At 43.6% G+C, this 15,511-nt stretch carries 14 protein-coding genes; 3 read left to right on the top strand and 11 right to left on the bottom strand.

Annotated features, from left to right (window positions below; translation table 11 throughout):
- Positions 1-124: 124 nt before the first annotated feature.
- Complete coding sequence (gene hpf, locus ACYQ2C_RS04435) at positions 125-433, bottom strand: ribosome hibernation-promoting factor, HPF/YfiA family (protein WP_460049601.1); 309 nt, start codon at positions 431-433, stop codon at positions 125-127.
- Between the two features lie 281 nt (positions 434-714).
- On the opposite strand from hpf, the gene ACYQ2C_RS04440 reads away from it, so the two are divergent.
- Positions 715-2,400, top strand: coding sequence for an NAD-dependent malic enzyme (locus ACYQ2C_RS04440; protein WP_460100154.1), 1,686 nt, complete (start codon positions 715-717; stop codon positions 2,398-2,400).
- A gap of 242 nt (positions 2,401-2,642) precedes the next feature.
- The gene (locus tag ACYQ2C_RS04445; protein ID WP_460049603.1) at positions 2,643-2,789 is read left to right on the top strand and encodes a hypothetical protein; all 147 of its coding nucleotides are present in this window, start codon (positions 2,643-2,645) and stop codon (positions 2,787-2,789) included.
- 79 nt (positions 2,790-2,868) lie between these two features.
- On the opposite strand, the gene rimI is transcribed toward ACYQ2C_RS04445, so the two are convergent.
- From rimI to ACYQ2C_RS04480, 7 genes are all read right to left on the bottom strand, one after another.
- Entirely contained in the window at positions 2,869-3,336 is a 468-nt protein-coding gene (gene rimI / locus ACYQ2C_RS04450) for a ribosomal protein S18-alanine N-acetyltransferase (protein WP_460100158.1), read from the bottom strand.
- A gap of 13 nt (positions 3,337-3,349) precedes the next feature.
- A complete protein-coding gene (locus tag ACYQ2C_RS04455) occupies positions 3,350-4,246 on the bottom strand; it encodes a hypothetical protein (RefSeq protein ID WP_460100161.1) in 897 nt (298 codons plus the stop codon).
- Between the two features lie 60 nt (positions 4,247-4,306).
- Positions 4,307-4,633 carry a heat shock protein HspQ gene (gene hspQ, locus ACYQ2C_RS04460; RefSeq protein WP_460049606.1) on the bottom strand — a complete coding sequence of 109 codons (327 nt, stop codon included), beginning with the start codon at positions 4,631-4,633 and terminating at the stop codon, positions 4,307-4,309.
- Positions 4,634-5,456: 823 nt separating this feature from the next.
- Positions 5,457-7,034 (bottom strand): ABC transporter ATP-binding protein, encoded by a 1,578-nt coding sequence (locus ACYQ2C_RS04465; RefSeq protein ID WP_460100165.1) that lies wholly within the window; start codon positions 7,032-7,034, stop codon positions 5,457-5,459.
- Between the two features lie 10 nt (positions 7,035-7,044).
- Positions 7,045-7,938, bottom strand: a complete 894-nt coding sequence (locus ACYQ2C_RS04470) for an ABC transporter permease (protein ID WP_460049608.1) — start codon at positions 7,936-7,938, stop codon at positions 7,045-7,047.
- Positions 7,938-8,873, bottom strand: coding sequence for an ABC transporter permease (locus tag ACYQ2C_RS04475; RefSeq protein ID WP_460100169.1), 936 nt, complete (start codon positions 8,871-8,873; stop codon positions 7,938-7,940). The genes ACYQ2C_RS04470 and ACYQ2C_RS04475 overlap by 1 nt, the downstream gene beginning before the upstream one ends.
- 5 nt (positions 8,874-8,878) lie before the next feature.
- Entirely contained in the window at positions 8,879-10,444 is a 1,566-nt protein-coding gene (locus tag ACYQ2C_RS04480; protein ID WP_460049610.1) for a peptide ABC transporter substrate-binding protein, read from the bottom strand.
- Between the two features lie 754 nt (positions 10,445-11,198).
- On the opposite strand from ACYQ2C_RS04480, the gene ACYQ2C_RS04485 reads away from it, so the two are divergent.
- Positions 11,199-11,843, top strand: coding sequence for a LysE family translocator (locus ACYQ2C_RS04485; protein ID WP_460100173.1), 645 nt, complete (start codon positions 11,199-11,201; stop codon positions 11,841-11,843).
- Positions 11,844-11,881: 38 nt separating this feature from the next.
- Here ACYQ2C_RS04485 and ACYQ2C_RS04490 read toward each other — a convergent pair whose 3' ends face one another.
- From ACYQ2C_RS04490 to ACYQ2C_RS04500, 3 genes are all read right to left on the bottom strand, one after another.
- On the bottom strand, positions 11,882-12,364 hold the full coding sequence (locus ACYQ2C_RS04490; protein WP_460049612.1) for a flavin reductase family protein: 483 nt from the start codon (positions 12,362-12,364) through the stop codon (positions 11,882-11,884).
- Positions 12,365-12,555: 191 nt separating this feature from the next.
- The gene (locus ACYQ2C_RS04495) at positions 12,556-13,038 is read right to left on the bottom strand and encodes a YaiI/YqxD family protein (RefSeq protein ID WP_460049613.1); all 483 of its coding nucleotides are present in this window, start codon (positions 13,036-13,038) and stop codon (positions 12,556-12,558) included.
- A gap of 25 nt (positions 13,039-13,063) precedes the next feature.
- Positions 13,064-14,941 (bottom strand): DEAD/DEAH box helicase, encoded by a 1,878-nt coding sequence (locus tag ACYQ2C_RS04500; protein WP_460100177.1) that lies wholly within the window; start codon positions 14,939-14,941, stop codon positions 13,064-13,066.
- Between the last annotated feature and the right edge of the window lie 570 nt (positions 14,942-15,511).

The raw sequence follows: 15,511 nt of genomic DNA on the forward strand, positions 1-15,511 counted from the left end.
CCTAATGAATTATTTATGGGACAGCGAGTTGATTTACTCGCTGCGTTATGAAATTGCAGTTATTACTTGAAACCGCGTTTTACTAAATTACCGCGTGGGTAATTTAGTAAAACATGGTAATTAATTATGCGGCTGGTTTGTGTTTATCGTTGGCATGCAATTGGCCTTTACGATGACCTAATGCGGAATCCATTTTTTTAGCAGCTGCAGCAATTGCTGCGTAAAGATCGTGATCTTTTGCATTTACTGCAACTTGTGCGCCCATATATTGGGCTGTTATTTCGGCACTTTGTTCTTTGCGTTCGACGGTGAGGAAAACAGAAATTTTATCGAGGGAAGGGTAGTGGCTAACAAGGCGCTGGAGTCTTTCTTCAACGTTGTTGCGCATAGCTTCGGTAACTTCGATGTGGTGACCAGAAATTTCTATTTGCATAATGATTCCTCTTGTTGTTTTCACTTGCATTACTAAAACTAAGTCCGATCAAAGTTAATTTCAAGTGATCAAAACAGATTTATTTTTTTTGTTACTGAAAATTTGACCGTGATCGAAAAAATTTCTGTTATATACCTTGGTATATTTAGAGGCGAATTAGTTTCGTTTTATACACAAAACGGGTAAACAATTGCATCCATCACTGCAAAAAACAGGTAGAATTCTAGGCATACTGTTTTTAGGTAATTCTTTTATCACAGGTTTCTTTAGCAAGGCTCAGAATGAAACAGAGACCACTTTACGTGCCGTTTGCCGGTCCCGCATTATTAGATACGCCGCTGCTGAATAAAGGCAGTGCTTTTACGCAAACCGAGCGTGAACACTTTAATTTGGTCGGTTTAATCCCGCACACCATCGAAACCATTGAAGAGCAAAAAGAGCGCGCATACGAACAGCTCAATACGTTCACTTCCGATATCAGTAAACATATTTATCTGCGCAATATTCAAGATACCAATGAAACTCTGTTTTATCGTTTGATGGTTGATCACCTCGAAGAAATCATTCCACTCATCTACATACCCACGGTTGCGCAGGCTTGCCAGCAGTTTTCCCATATTTATCGACGCCACCGCGGCTTGTTCATTTCGTATCCAGATCTCGATAATCTCGACGACGTTTTGCAAAACGCGACTAAACACAATGTAAAGACCATTGTGGTCACCGATGGCGAGCGAATTCTAGGTTTGGGTGATCAAGGTATCGGCGGCATGGGTATTCCCATTGGTAAGCTATCGCTTTATGTGGCCTGTGGCGGTATCAGCCCCGCCTATACTCTGCCGGTGGTGCTAGACGCAGGTTGTAACAATGAAAAGTTAATCAATGATCCGTTGTATATGGGATGGCGTCACCGTCGCATTACCGGCGACGAATACGACGAATTTATCGACGAGTTTGTAGCCGCGGTAAAACGCCGCTGGCCTAATGCCTTGCTGCAATTCGAAGACTTTGCGCAAACCAACGCCACCTATATTTTGAATCGCTACAAAGACAAGCTTTGCTGCTTCAATGACGATATCCAAGGCACTGCTGCTGCGACACTTGCCTCGGTAATTGCCGCTAGCCGCTATAAAAACCAAAAGCTTAGCGAGCAAACCGTCTGTATTCTCGGTGCCGGGCCTTTGGGATGTAATATCGCCGAGCTATTGGTTGAAGAGATGGTGTCTGAAGGCTTAAAAGAGTCACAGGCGCGCGCGAAAATCTACATGGTCGATCGCTGGGGTCTCTTGCAAGATAAGATGGCGAATCTGCAAGATTTTCAGTCGCCTTTTGCTCAATCTAAGGCGGCGTTAAAAGGCTGGAAAACCCAAAATACCGATGCTATTGGCTTGATCGATGTGGTCACTAATGCCAAGCCGAGTGTTTTGATTGGTGTTTCGAGTCAGCCCGGATTATTTTCGGAGGCCGTCGTTTCCAAGATGCATGAACACTGCGATCAGCCGGTAATCATGCCTTTATCGAATCCAACCTCGGGGCTTGAAGCAGAGCCTCGCGACCTTCTGCGCTGGACACGTGGCCAGGCCATCGTTGCAACCGGTGTTGCCTTTCCACCGGTCAATCACGCTGGCGAGCTGTTTGAGATCGCCCAGTGCAGCAGTAGCTTTATCTTTCCGGGTTTAGGGCTTGGTGTTATTTCCAGCATGGCCAGTCGCATTACCGACGGCATGATCAAGGCTGCGGCTCGCGCTTTAGCGTCTTTGTCGCCCTTAGCAAATCGAGGTTCTGGCGCCTTATTACCCTCCATTGCCGACAGTCGCAGTATCAGCCCGGTCATTGCCAAGGCTGTTTATCGTCAAGCAATATTAGATGGCGTAAGCACAGAGGTAACCGATGCAGAGATCGACGAGCGCGTTGAAAAGAATTTCTGGAAGCCGGAATATCGTAATTATAAGCGAGCGCCTTTCTAGGCGGCTTGTGCTTAATGGGTAGATAGATTTGCTGGATTTATTTGTTAGCCACTGGAGAATATTGATACATTGTCTGGATATTTATAATTCTTTAACAGTTAGTTTTGGTGGAAGTAGTGGGTTCGATACCCAATCTCGACACTATGAACATAATAACTGCGCTCACTGTCGTAATCTTTGTTTTAAATTACGTTAGTAATTGGTTTATTTCAAATGCATTAATTCAGAGTGAAGGTGGTATTATGGGAATACTAGGACAAAATATAAAGCACGGCATTGCAGCAGTAACAAATGGTGTGAGTGCAGTTTGTTCGGGTGTTGTAGCGACTGGTCTAACTTCCGGGTTGAGTCTAGAAGGCCTAAGTCTTCTGGGCTTCCACCAAAGCTAATTTCCAAAATATTTCGTTCGATGCCATAGCATCATAAGCTTCAACTTTCTGGGGTTAAGGCGCCAGTAATACTCTGAGTTTAAAGCGTCAATTCGGCTTCTGGATTTTGCCAAACCATAATCAACGCGTCTTCGAATTTATTATTCTCTGCGGGATAATAATTTTTCCTCAGTCCTACTTCGTGAAAGTCGAGTTGTTCGTAAAGTGCTTGTGCGCTGGTATTGCTTGCTCGAACCTCCAAAAAAATTGATTCCGGATTAATCTCCTTGAAGGCATGCTCGATGAGTGTCTTAGCAAAGCCTTTTCTTCGGGCATTGGCTGCACAGGCAATGGTCAGCAGCTCGCATTCACCGGCAAGTAAACCAAAAACAGCAAAGGCGCAGACTTGGCTATCTTGCTCAATCACCCAAGCGCGGCGATGCGGTTTTAACGAGTTTAAAAATTCTTGCTTGCTCCAAGGATGAAATTGGCTAGCGCATTCAATTTCGTACACAGCGTCTATATCGGATTCGCGCATTGGTCGCAGCGATAACGTCGAGTCAGTCATGGTGGTTGTCTTTTTATCGTCGCAGTACTTGCACGGCGTTCCAAGTGTCACGCTTTAAACTCGGATTTTGGAGCAGATCACAGAGGCTAGGGGTAACAATGGCTGTTAGCGAAAACGCGCTCATTGGGTATTGTTTGCCGAGTTTGTCAGCAAAAGATGTATCGGAGTCCAGCAAGTAGGTCGCGGCGTCTTCGCCCATCAGCAAAATATATTTGCCCGGATCTAACAAAAACTTTTCATCCATAAACGCGTTGAGCGTGTCTCTTGCCGCGTTGGCATCTTGAGGTTGATGCGGTGCTTCAATAACCGGCCAGCGAATGATTTCACTTTTGGGTAACTCTTTAGGAAAACCCAAGGCAAAAAGCAGGTTTACCAAGAGTTTTTCGGTGGGCAATGCCAGCTCTGCATGGCGAGAATCAACAACCATAAGATCATCAGACACTCGCCAAAAATTCAACGCGAAACGTACATTTTGCCGACGTGCTGATTCGCTTTTAGTTGCAGGCTTAATCGATGTATTGGTGGTGTTGGCTTGCTGAATTCGAGGCTTTGATTGCTCGAAATTTTCCTTAAGAGTAGGTCTTACGTCTAATTTGGGAGATTGTATATCGCCGATTTCAGCGTGCTGCTTAACAGCCGGTTTCGATTCTAACGAGGTTGTATGAATCGGTGATTCGGTAATTGTACGCTTGCTGATCGTTGCAGATGCAGAAACAGTAGAGGCTATCGCAGACTCAATAAGCGCCGAAGCCTGCACTGGTAGCGCTGTATCGGTAATATCGTCAGCGTTGTGCTCAGGCACAATAAACTCGCATTGCGGGCTTATCGGCGCTCCCGGCAGTTGCCAACGAGGCATGTAGTTTTCAATGCCTAATGCTTTTAAATAGGCGTGGCGATGGCTTTCGAACACAGGCTTAGACGACACTTTTAGAATGAAAGACGAGTAAACCCGAATGGTAGAGGCTTTCGCTCAATTAGCCAACATTTTCAGGCGGTAATAGCCATCGTAGTAGCTGGTGAAATAGTCAAAAATTTGCGGATGCAAGATAGGCTCTTTGTCCGGTGGCATAGCAAGATTTTCTTCCGCCACATAAGCGCAATTCAACGTGTTGTTGACCAGTACGTGATACCAAGGTTGTTTCTTAGCCGGTTGATTGGTCGCCATCTCTTGGTACCAATCGTCATCCTTCGAGAAATAGGGGTCTACATCGAAAATAACGGCTTTTTCGTTCATCAGTTTATGAAAAACCAATTGTCCGACAACAAATTTACTTCTTAAAAAATTATCAGAATTCATGTTTTGATAAATATTTCAAATTGAAATAACAGGATCGATTAGGCAGATAGTGTTACATCATTTTATACTTTAGTGTTAAAAATAAAAGACTAATGTTTCATGTTAAAACTGGTGTTTCCAATAAATCTGAAACGTTTGGTCAGATTTTATGATCTTATCCCTTCAGTGTTTTAATCGTTAATAACCTCCCATATTAATTGAAAAAATCTATTTTAATCGGTTCTGTCTAAACGAGTCAGCGGTTTATAGGGGTATTAATATATGAATTTTGGAATGCATAAACCTGTACAATTTTATGTTTTTTTCTTGAGCTGAGGCAGATATGCAGTCAACAGAGATTTACTTGTAAAAGCCTAAATCAGATTTTAATTTTTATAAAAATAAGGAAACTCTGATTAACCTAGAGTTTCTCGCGACACAAGGATGTGTTCCATAAGATTGTTACGGTGTTTTTACCGTTGTTACGACTGAAGCTATAAGAATGTTAGATGTGATATAAATCGAATGAATTACATCTAGAGAAAGCCTTCAAAACGATGTATTTAACAGTAATGATGAGCGCCAGTAGCCGTTGAATAATCGCATTAGATTACCGATATCGCGAGTAAAGCTCACAAATATAGTTGTGAGTTTTAACCGAAAAAATTGGTTAATGTCGCTATTACAGGAGTGTTGATTTCGATCGAATAAACGTTAATAAACGATAGGTGATTGAATTCGTATTGAAACGGAAATCGCATTTTCGACTTCCGTTTCAATTTCTGTCCTCTGATTTAAATCAGGGAAGAGTTAATCAGAGGTTTCTTTAAATATTAATTTATTTTTAGTGCATAACCGCTTGTAACAAATCGCGAGTGTAATCGTGCTGCGGATTTTGCCAAAGTGTTTCCACTTCGCCAGACTCCACCAAAACACCGTGTTTTAACACAATAACGCGGTCGCACAGCTTGCGAACAACGGCAAGGTCGTGGGAGATAAACAACATGCTTAATTCGTGTTTATCTACTAAGTAACCAATCAATTCTAAAATTTGTTTTTGGATTGTTACATCCAATGCCGAGACGGGTTCGTCGGCGACAATAAATTCTGGTTTTGTCGCAATGGCACGGCCAATAGCAATGCGTTGTCGTTGGCCACCAGAAAATTCGTGGGGATATTTGCGCACAAACGCACGGGCAAGGCCAACGTCATCCATTAATTTTAAGACCGCCTGATTTAATTCTGCGCCTTTGGCAATGCCGTGTAATTTCATCGGTTCTGCCAATGTATCGTAAATGGTCATGCGTGGATTTAACGATGCATAGGGATCTTGGAAAATCATCTGCATTTTGCGGCGCAAAGGTTTCATTTGTTGCGCATTTTTATTGAGCAGCTCTTCACCGTGATAGGTTACTGAGCCGCCGCTAGCATTCACCAAACGTAAAATACTGCGACCAATGGTCGATTTGCCCGAGCCGGATTCACCAACCAAGCCTAATATTTCTTTCGAGTAAATGTTAAAGCTAACGTCGTTAACCGCACGGAAAACATTACCTTTGACTTTAAAGTCGGTTACCAAATTTTTAACCTGCACCAAAATCTGCGAATCTGCATTGTTGTGGTGAGGGGTATCTTTTGCACCTGACGGAATTGCCGCCAATAATTTTTGTGTGTATTCGTGTTTGGGATTTGATAACACTTCTTGCGCGGTGCCTTGCTCGACAATTTGACCGGTTTTCATCACGATAACTTTATCGGCTAGGTTTTTCACAACACCTAAATCGTGGCTGATAAAAATAACACCAATGTTCCGTTTTTTCTGAATATCGGCGATTAAATCGAGAATTTGTTTTTGAATGGTTACGTCAAGTGCTGTGGTGGGTTCGTCGGCGATTAATAATTGCGGCTCGGCGATGAGTGCCATGGCAATCATCACGCGCTGACGCATACCGCCCGAAAATTCATGGGGCCAAGCATCAAAATTTTCTTCCGGGGTGCGAATTCCTACTTCAGTCATTAAATCAATGGCTTTCTTTTTGGCTTCGGCACGGGAGAGTTTTTTATGATAAATCAACGGTTCGACCAGTTGTTCACCCACGGTTAAATACGGGTTTAAACAGGTCATTGGGTCTTGGAAAATCATGGCGATTTTATTGCCGCGAATTTCTCGTAATTTTGTGTCGCTGCAATTGAGCAAATCAACACCGTCAAATAATGCTTTGCCGGATTCTATTTTTCCCGGCGGGCAGGGAATTAATCCCAACATCGAATAACAACTCACCGATTTACCAGAGCCAGACTCACCAACAATGGCTAGGGTTTCGCCGAGCTCCACCGAGAAGCTAATGTCTTGCACGGCGCGAGTAATACCGTTGCGGGTATAAAAGCTCACCGCGAGGTTTTCAATAGAAAGTAATGCCACGGATCACCCCTTAATCTTTAGACGCACGTACATCAAGGGCGTCACGCAATCCGTCACCCAAGAAATTCAAAGAAAACAGCACAATCGACAGTGCTAAACCCGGAAAAATTAATAGCCACGGATATTCTTCCATGCCTTCTACGCCGTTAGAAATAAGCACGCCCCACGATGATTGCGGTGGCTGAATACCTAATCCTAAGAAGCTTAAAAAGGCTTCCAGCAGCATTACGTTTGGAATGGTGAGGGTGGTGTAAACGATAACTGGCCCCAAGGCATTGGGAATAATATGACGACGAATAATGGTTGCTTTGGATAAACCAATCGAAATAGCAGCCTCAACGAATTCGAGCTGTCTTAGCGTTTGCACCTGACCGCGCACAATACGCGCCATGGTTAACCATTCGACCGCGCCAATCGCTAAGAACAACAACAGCAAAGATCGGCCAAAAACCACCATTAATAACACGATAAAAATCATGAAAGGTAGAGCGTAAATAATGTCGACCAAACGCATCATGATGGTATCGACTTTACCACCGGTGTATCCGGCAATGGCTCCCCAAGTCACACCAATAGTCAAGGCCACCGCTGTGGCGATTAAGCCAACCGCCAAAGACACACGACCGCCGTACATGACACGAGTCATAAGATCGCGACCTAGGTTGTCGGTGCCGAACCAATGCTGTGCCGAAGGTGGTGTTGCACCTAGCGCGAGATTTTGATGTTCGTAACTGTAGGGTGCTATCCACGGTGTCAGAATACAAACCAGACCAATGAAGATGAGTAGTGATAAGCCAATAATGGCGAGTTTATTTCGCTTAAGTCTGCTCCAAGCGTCTTGCCAAAGTGAGCGTCCAGATTCGAATTGATCGATATTCGTTAAGTTTTCTGCTTGGGAAGTCATTAGGATTTACCTCCAAGCTGACTGCGAAGGCGAGGGTTTAAGTAAGCGGCTAACACGTCGGAAAATAAATTGAAGAGAATAATTAAAGCAGCCAAAAATACGGTACAGCCCATAATTAAGGTGTAGTCGCGGTTGAATGCTGCCAATACGTAGAATCGGCCAAGTCCGTGAATTTGAAAGACCGACTCAATAACAAATGAGCCCGATAAAATTCCGGCGAAAGCAGGACCTAGATAGGCAACCACGGGCAACATACCCGCGCGTAGACCGTGTTTTAAAATAACCACGTGCTCGGGTAATCCTTTGGCGCGGGCAGTGCGAATATAATCCTGTGATAATACTTCTAGCATGCCGCCGCGACTTAAACGGGCCACGTATGCCGCGTACACTGCGCCCAAGGTTAAACTGGGTAGTACTTTATCGCCGGGTAAATCACCCCAGCCCGAGACCGGTAACCATTCAAGCCAGATACCAAAGATTAAAATTAACAGCGGCCCCAATAAAAACGCTGGCATACAAATACCAATCATCGCTGCCGACATAGAAACATAATCGCGGGTGCTGTTAGGTTTAAGCGCCGACAGCACACCGGCACAGCCACCAATGGCAAGAGCCACTAAAATCGCGTAAATACCTAATTCTGCGGTGATAGGAAAACCAGCACCAATTAATTCGTTAACAGAACGACCCGGATACTTAAACGAAGGGCCAAGGTCGCCTTGAACCAAATCGCCTAAATACGAGAAATATTGAGTGATTAACGGTTGATCGAGATTGTATTGTGCTTCTAATGCTTTCAATACCGAAGGATCGACCTTGCGTTCGCCGTCGAATGGGCCGCCCGGTGCAAATCGCACCAAGAAAAAAGTAACGGTGATTACCACCAGCAATACCGGTATTGCTTGCAGTAATCGAGTAAAAATAAAACGTAACATGGTGATTAATTTCCTAGTGTGACGTGTTTATAGCTGTAGTAATCCATAAAGTTCGGGGTTAAACCTTTCACGCTAGGATCGAGCAAATACTTAGTTTTGTAGGTATAAATGGGCACAAAAGGCATTTCGTTTAAGATAATTTCTTCGGCTTTTGCAAAATTCGCCAAACGTTCTTCTTTGGTAGCCGATTCGGGAATGGTTTTTAGAATTAATTCATCATAGGCAGGATTGTTATAGCCGGAGCGGTTGTTACCGTTGCTTGAAAGTCCTAAATCTAAAAAGTTAATTGGATTAACAATATCGCCAATCCAGCCAGCGCGGGCAATGTCGTAATCGAGGTTGTTACGGCTGGCGAGATACACTTTCCATTCTTGATTTAATAACTGAATATTTAAATTCAGGTTTTCGTTCCACATTTGTTGTACGGCAACGGCTATTTTACGGTGTGATTCGTTGGTGTTGTAGAGCAGTTCTACTTCAGGAAAGCCCTCACCATTGGGATAACCGGCTTCGGCGAGCAATCGTCGAGCTTCTTCAGGATCAAAGCTGATCAGCTTTGGTGGCTCATAACCACTGGCACCGGGTGGCGTGAGAGTGTATGCAGGTTCTACAACGCCAAACATTACCGAATGATTAATGGCTTCGCGGTCAATGGCTAGCGACAGCGCGCGCCGTACTCTCACGTCGTCAAAGGGTGGTTTAGTTACGTTAAATTGATAGTAATAGGTGCCAATGTAAGGCTCATTTCGTAATGTTTCGGGATTTTCTTTGCGATAGACATCGACTTTATTGAGTGGAATTTCGAAGGTTTTGTGGACTTGGCCAACGCGAAACATACGCTCGGCTGTTGAGAAATTCTCGATGGGATAGAAGTGAATTTCATTTAAAGACACGGTGTCTTTATCCCAGTAATACGGGTTTTTCTCTACCTTTAATACTTTGTAAATATCCCATTCTTTTAACCGAAAGGGCCCGCTAGACACCATATTGCCGGGCCGAGTCCAGTTAGAGAAACGATCGGTTTTTGAACCGTATTTTAAAATGGTGTGTTTAGGTACAGCGTAGGTTGAGTGGTGGTCGAGTAATTGTAAAAAATAATCGGTGGGGTTTTCGAGTTCAACTTTTAAGATTCGATCGCTGATTGCGTGTACGCCCACTTCATCAAAGTTATCCATTTTTCCGGTAGCATATGGCTCGGCATTTTTTAATGGAAATAACATATAAGCGTATTCGTTGGCCATCTGTGGATTTAACGAACGGCTCCATGACCAAACATAATCGTGAGCGGTAATAGGTTCGCCGTCTGACCAGCGGGCATTTTCACGAATATAAAAAAGATAGGTTTTACCGTCTTCGCTGATTTCCCAACGTTCGGCAATACCGGGTACAGGCGTGAGGTCGGCGGGATCTTTACTGACTAAGCCTTCAAATAGGGCCAAAATGATGTTGTTTTCGGGTACACCGGTACTGACGTGAGGATCAATGCTTTGTGGTTCAGCAGAGTTTTCAACATGAAAAATTCCATCCCGATTGCCAGATTCAACTCGTGTTTCTCCGTTTGAGCAAGCCATCAGGGTCAAGCTTGTTAAGGCGAGTGTCGATATCAACAATCTGTGCAGTGTTCGTTTCGGGGATGTTTGCCGCATTAGGGTTCGCAGCAACTCAATAGCTCTCAAATGTGGGGGATGCATAAATTCTCTCGGGCGTTACTCTCAAGTCAATTGGGCTTGCATGGACTCTCGGTGAAATCTTTACCGATAACCCATAGCGACGAATGATCTTCAATTGTCTTCATAGACAGGTTTTAAGAGTAGCTGGGTTTTTTATCGATTTTCTCAATCATAATTGCTAAGTTCTCGCAAGTTTAACTGGGAATGTTACAGCTATATTCAGAGAGCACTTTTACACAAACATTCCATTTTTGATCGTATATCTTCTGAGAGTTTTTTATATAGGATTTTTTATATAGCAATGGGAGATGGATCAACGGTTATTGATGTTGGCTACGAATCAAAAAAATATGAGCAATCATTACACTTAAATGGGTGGACATTGGTGTAGAAAATTTGGGTTAATTTGGATAATAGTTAATCGAAAATATCTTTGAATTGAATGTATCAGAGGACAGAAATTGACAGTGCGATTCACAATGCCAATCACTTATCGTTCTTGACATTGGCGACACATCCTTGTGCCGCTGGAAACTATCGGTTAATCGGAGTTTCCTAGAATACATATCAAAGCTTTCTAGACATTCTTACAGGATTTTATTCTTCTAAGAATTCTATTAATGATCTTTCAGCCACGAAATTACATTACTAATCTATGCTCAGTCTTTTTATTTTCACCAGTACAATGCTAGCGCTCGCACCGGGGCCGGATAATCTGTTTGTTTTTAGTCATGCATTGAGTCATGGCCTGAAAGCAGGTTTATTGATCACGCTGGGCTTATGTACGGGCTTAATTGTACATACCAGTTTAGTGGTGTTGGGACTGGGGGAGTTGGTCGGCGAAAATAAATTGGTGTGGCAAATAATTGCGATATTAGGTGCTTGTTATTTGTTGTATCTGGCTTATCTCAGTTGGCCAAAATCACGATCTGCTTCAGTAATGTCAGACCTCAAAAGGGGTATTGATGTTAATCCGTCCGAGTCGATGATGTCTGATTTTGCGTTTTATCGCCGCGGTATTATTTTAAATATCTCTAATCCCAAGGTGGTAATATTTTTTATCGCTTTTTTACCGCAGTTTGTTCAAGTAGAAAGTGACTTGTCTACAACACTGCAATTGGCTTTGTTGGGAATTCTATTTATCGCAGTGACATTGGTAGTGTTTGGTGGTATTGCGGTGGGTGCCGGTGTTTTACGACGCTTTGCGGTGAAAAGTTCTGGCTTTGATTTTTGGCTACAGCGAATCAGTGCGGTGATATTTTTAGCCATTGCGTTGCGTTTATTCTTTTCGCTTTTTTGAATAAACGCAAATCACCAAAAATAGTTGTGGCTACGTATTTAAAAACGGTACGCGCCGGAGAAAAATATCAGTGGTTCGCCGCTTTCGGCAGCAGAAAATTTCTCAACTTCGCCCACCAAAATAATGTGATCTCCGCCTTCGTATTTTGCCCAAATTGAGCATTCCATGGTAGCTAGTGCGTCTTTTAAAATTGCCTGGCCAGATTCACCTAAAATGTATTGGTCTTTATTCAGTAAATGCGAGCCGCGTTGTGCAAACTGATTGGAAATATCCATTTGTTGATCACTTAAAATGCTAATGGCGTAGCCGTTGGCAGTATCAAAAGCTTGAAAGCATTCAGAACTTTTTTGGATGTTCCATAATATAAGTGCGGGTTCGAGAGATACCGACGAAAATGAATTGATGGTCATTCCAATTGGGCCATCGGCCGTATCTGTGGTGACAACACAAATTCCGGTAGCAAATTTTCCAAGTGTATTTCGAAATTCTACCGTATCGATTCCGCTACTTTGTTTTCCCACAAAATGTCTCCGTTAGTTTTGCGCACTGAACCAGTACGGTTTTATTGTCCTCTACTCGATCAGGAGTTTACGTGAATAGTGATTGATTTCTCAATGGCATTAGCAATCAGCTGTGCGTATTTGTGTGGAAACTTGCGTTAATTAACGAATTGCTGATTTAGAAGTATTTAATGCGGTTTTGGATTGTTAGGTTAACGACAATATTTTGCTAGCCAGCGATCTAAACTGTTCGCGAATTGTTGCTTATCTTGAGCCGTAAAACTTTTTGGGCCTCGTGAATGAATGCCACTGGCTCTTAACGTTTCGTTGAAATCGCGCATTTTTAGCTTTGCTCTAATAGTTTCCTTCGAGTACTGATCGCCTCTTGGATGAAGTGCAAAAGCGTTCTTTTCTAAAATATCTGCGGCTAAAGGAATATCTTGGGTAATGACTAAGTCCCCCGATACAACACCTTCGCAAATGTAATCGTCGGCTTTATCGAAGCCTTGAAAGACTTGTTGTGATTTTAAATAAGGAGAGTTTGGTAAGCTGAGAGGCTGGTTAGCAACAAATACCGCCAGTATTTTGGCTCTACCGGCGGCTTTGTAGATGACTTCTTTGACGGCAACAGGACAGGCATCTGCGTCTACCCAAATTTGGGGTTTACGCACTTGCTCATCGGATGTTGCGGTCATTGCTGTCGAGAATTAATGGCAGTTATTAATGTTCGCGAGCTTGGAAGCGTTCACGTGGTTTAAAGTTGCGTTCACTTCTACCACCGCCGTTACTACCGCGATCACCTCTGCCGCCACTGTTACTACCACGATCGCTTTTGCCGCCGCCACCGCCGCTACGCTCACGTCGTTGCTTGGCCGGGAAGTCAGAAGAATCTACCTTATGAAGATTCAATGGCTTGTTGCGAACATAAATACGCTTGAGGATTTGGTTAACCTCACTCGATAAATTCTGTGGCAACTGTACAAAGCTGTGAGTATCGTTAATCGCAATTTGACCGATGTTGTTGCTGCGCATGTTGGCTTCGTTAGCAATAGCGCCAACCAAGTCACCTGGGCGTAAGCCATCGTTGCGACCTACTTCTACTCGATAACAATCCATTGGGATGCTATTGAAACTGTTGGAACCGCGACGCTCACCGCGATCTCCTCGGTCGCCGCGATCACCTCTGTCACCACGTGAACCTCTATCGCCACGCTCGTCACGACGACTGTCTCGACCTTCGCGACGTTCTGCTACTAGTGGTTCGTCGAGCATTTTGTCTTTTGCAACGAATAACGGTTTATCCGACTGAGCTAAATACGCTAATGCAGCGGCAACCTCGTCAGCACTCACGTTTGCTTCGCTTTGTACTTCTGCAACTAGATCTTTAAATTCACCTAAATCTTGCGCATCAAGGGTTTCCAAAATGCTTTCGCGGAACTGCGAAACTCGGCGAGTGGTTAATTCTTCAGAAGTTGGTAAACGTGTTTCTGTGATAGCTTGACCGGTACTGCGTTCGATTGAGCGCAGTAAATGCTTCTCGCGTGGCGTAACCAGTAGAATGGCTTTACCAGAGCGACCCGCGCGACCGGTACGGCCGATGCGGTGTACGTAAGCTTCGTTATCGTAAGGAATATCGTAGTTTACTACGTGAGTAATGCGCGGTACGTCAATACCACGAGCGGCAACATCGGTTGCAATCACAATGTCGATTTTGCCTTTCTTTAATTGCTCAATGGTAATTTCACGCTGTTTCTGATTAATGTCACCATTCAACGCAGCGCTTGCATAACCACGGGCTTCTAATCTTTGTGCTAAATCTACGGTCGCGGTTTTGGTACGCACGAACATAATTAAGCCATCGAAATCTTCAACTTCTAAAATACGCGTAAGCGCATCGATTTTGCGACTCGGGCTGACCATAACGTAGTTTTGTTCGATACGATCAACGGTTTTAGTCTTAGATTCAATTTGAATTCGCTCAGGGTCATTCAAATAGTTCGTCGTAATTTTTTTGATGGCAGCAGGCATGGTGGCACTGAACAAAGCGACCTGACGATTTGCAGGCGTGTGCTCCAAAATCCACTCGACATCGTCAATGAAACCCATGCGAAGCATTTCGTCTGCTTCATCAAGAACAACGGTTTTTAAACGCGATAAATCCAAGCTGTTGCGGCGTAAATGATCCATAACTCGACCGGGTGTACCTACCACAACATGCACGCCGCGCTGCAATTGACGCAACTGCGCACGCATGTCTTGTCCGCCATAAATTGGCGCAATGTGGAATCCGGGAGTATTTTTCGCGTAGCTTTGGAAAGCTTCTGCGACTTGAATCGCCAGTTCGCGCGTAGGTGCCAAAATTAACGCCTGAGGTTTGTTAATGTTCAGATCAATATTGGCAAGAATCGGTAAAGCAAAGGCTGCGGTTTTTCCAGTACCTGTTTGCGCTAAACCTAATAAGTCTCGGCCAGTTAAAAGAACTGGGATACTTTGCGCTTGAATAGGAGATGGAAGTTCGTAGCCAATGGCTTTAAGAGATTCACATAAATTTTCAGGAAGGCCAAGCGATGCAAAATCGCCGGAAAAATCATTCGACATGTAAGGGTGCCTGTTAAAACGAAACGATTGCGGACCCTTACCAATAATGGGTGTTACTACACACGAGTGTTGTCTCAACATTACCAACACACAAGAGAGAAACTCTTGGACATATTGCTTGGCAGGGCCAGTGAAGAAAGCTAATTATAGGCCAGCTCGCGTATAAACAAAACGCTTTTTTTATAAAGCTGATAAAACACTTTAAAAATTGCTGCAATAACCATCGAATAAACCGTTAAAGGTGTTTGGGTGTTATTCAGAAAAATCGCCTTTTTATGTCGTTTTGAATGCCCATTTGTTAGAAACCGCTATGAAATTGTCGCGCGGGCTGTTAGATGTATCAGTAATTCCTTATCTGGCGGCGGGTAAGTGTTTGCATTGAGAGACGTTGGTGAAAAATACCGTAACAATTCAAGTCTTTCTTTTTAACGTCAAGCTTCTGTAATTAAAAGCATTTTTAGTGTGTACACGAATAGCGTATCGACATAGTCAGTGTTTTGAATTGACTAGAAAATGTCAGTTGAGACAACACATGGAATAACACTGTGAAACACAACTTGATCGGTAATG

Source organism: Sessilibacter sp. MAH3 (genome assembly GCF_054658275.1).

Excerpts from the sequence above, each read along its gene's own strand:
- hpf (WP_460049601.1), bottom strand. The coding sequence starts at position 433 with ATGCAAATAGAAATTTCTGGTCACCACATCGAAGTTACCGAAGCTATG.
- ACYQ2C_RS04440 (WP_460100154.1), top strand. The coding sequence starts at position 715 with ATGAAACAGAGACCACTTTACGTGCCGTTTGCCGGTCCCGCATTATTA.
- ACYQ2C_RS04445 (WP_460049603.1), top strand. The coding sequence starts at position 2,643 with ATGGGAATACTAGGACAAAATATAAAGCACGGCATTGCAGCAGTAACA.
- rimI (WP_460100158.1), bottom strand. The coding sequence starts at position 3,336 with ATGACTGACTCGACGTTATCGCTGCGACCAATGCGCGAATCCGATATA.
- hspQ (WP_460049606.1), bottom strand. The coding sequence starts at position 4,633 with ATGAATTCTGATAATTTTTTAAGAAGTAAATTTGTTGTCGGACAATTG.
- ACYQ2C_RS04470 (WP_460049608.1), bottom strand. The coding sequence starts at position 7,938 with ATGACTTCCCAAGCAGAAAACTTAACGAATATCGATCAATTCGAATCT.
- ACYQ2C_RS04475 (WP_460100169.1), bottom strand. The coding sequence starts at position 8,873 with ATGTTACGTTTTATTTTTACTCGATTACTGCAAGCAATACCGGTATTG.
- ACYQ2C_RS04480 (WP_460049610.1), bottom strand. The coding sequence starts at position 10,444 with ATGGCTTGCTCAAACGGAGAAACACGAGTTGAATCTGGCAATCGGGAT.
- ACYQ2C_RS04485 (WP_460100173.1), top strand. The coding sequence starts at position 11,199 with ATGCTCAGTCTTTTTATTTTCACCAGTACAATGCTAGCGCTCGCACCG.
- ACYQ2C_RS04495 (WP_460049613.1), bottom strand. The coding sequence starts at position 13,038 with ATGACCGCAACATCCGATGAGCAAGTGCGTAAACCCCAAATTTGGGTA.
- ACYQ2C_RS04500 (WP_460100177.1), bottom strand. The coding sequence starts at position 14,941 with ATGTCGAATGATTTTTCCGGCGATTTTGCATCGCTTGGCCTTCCTGAA.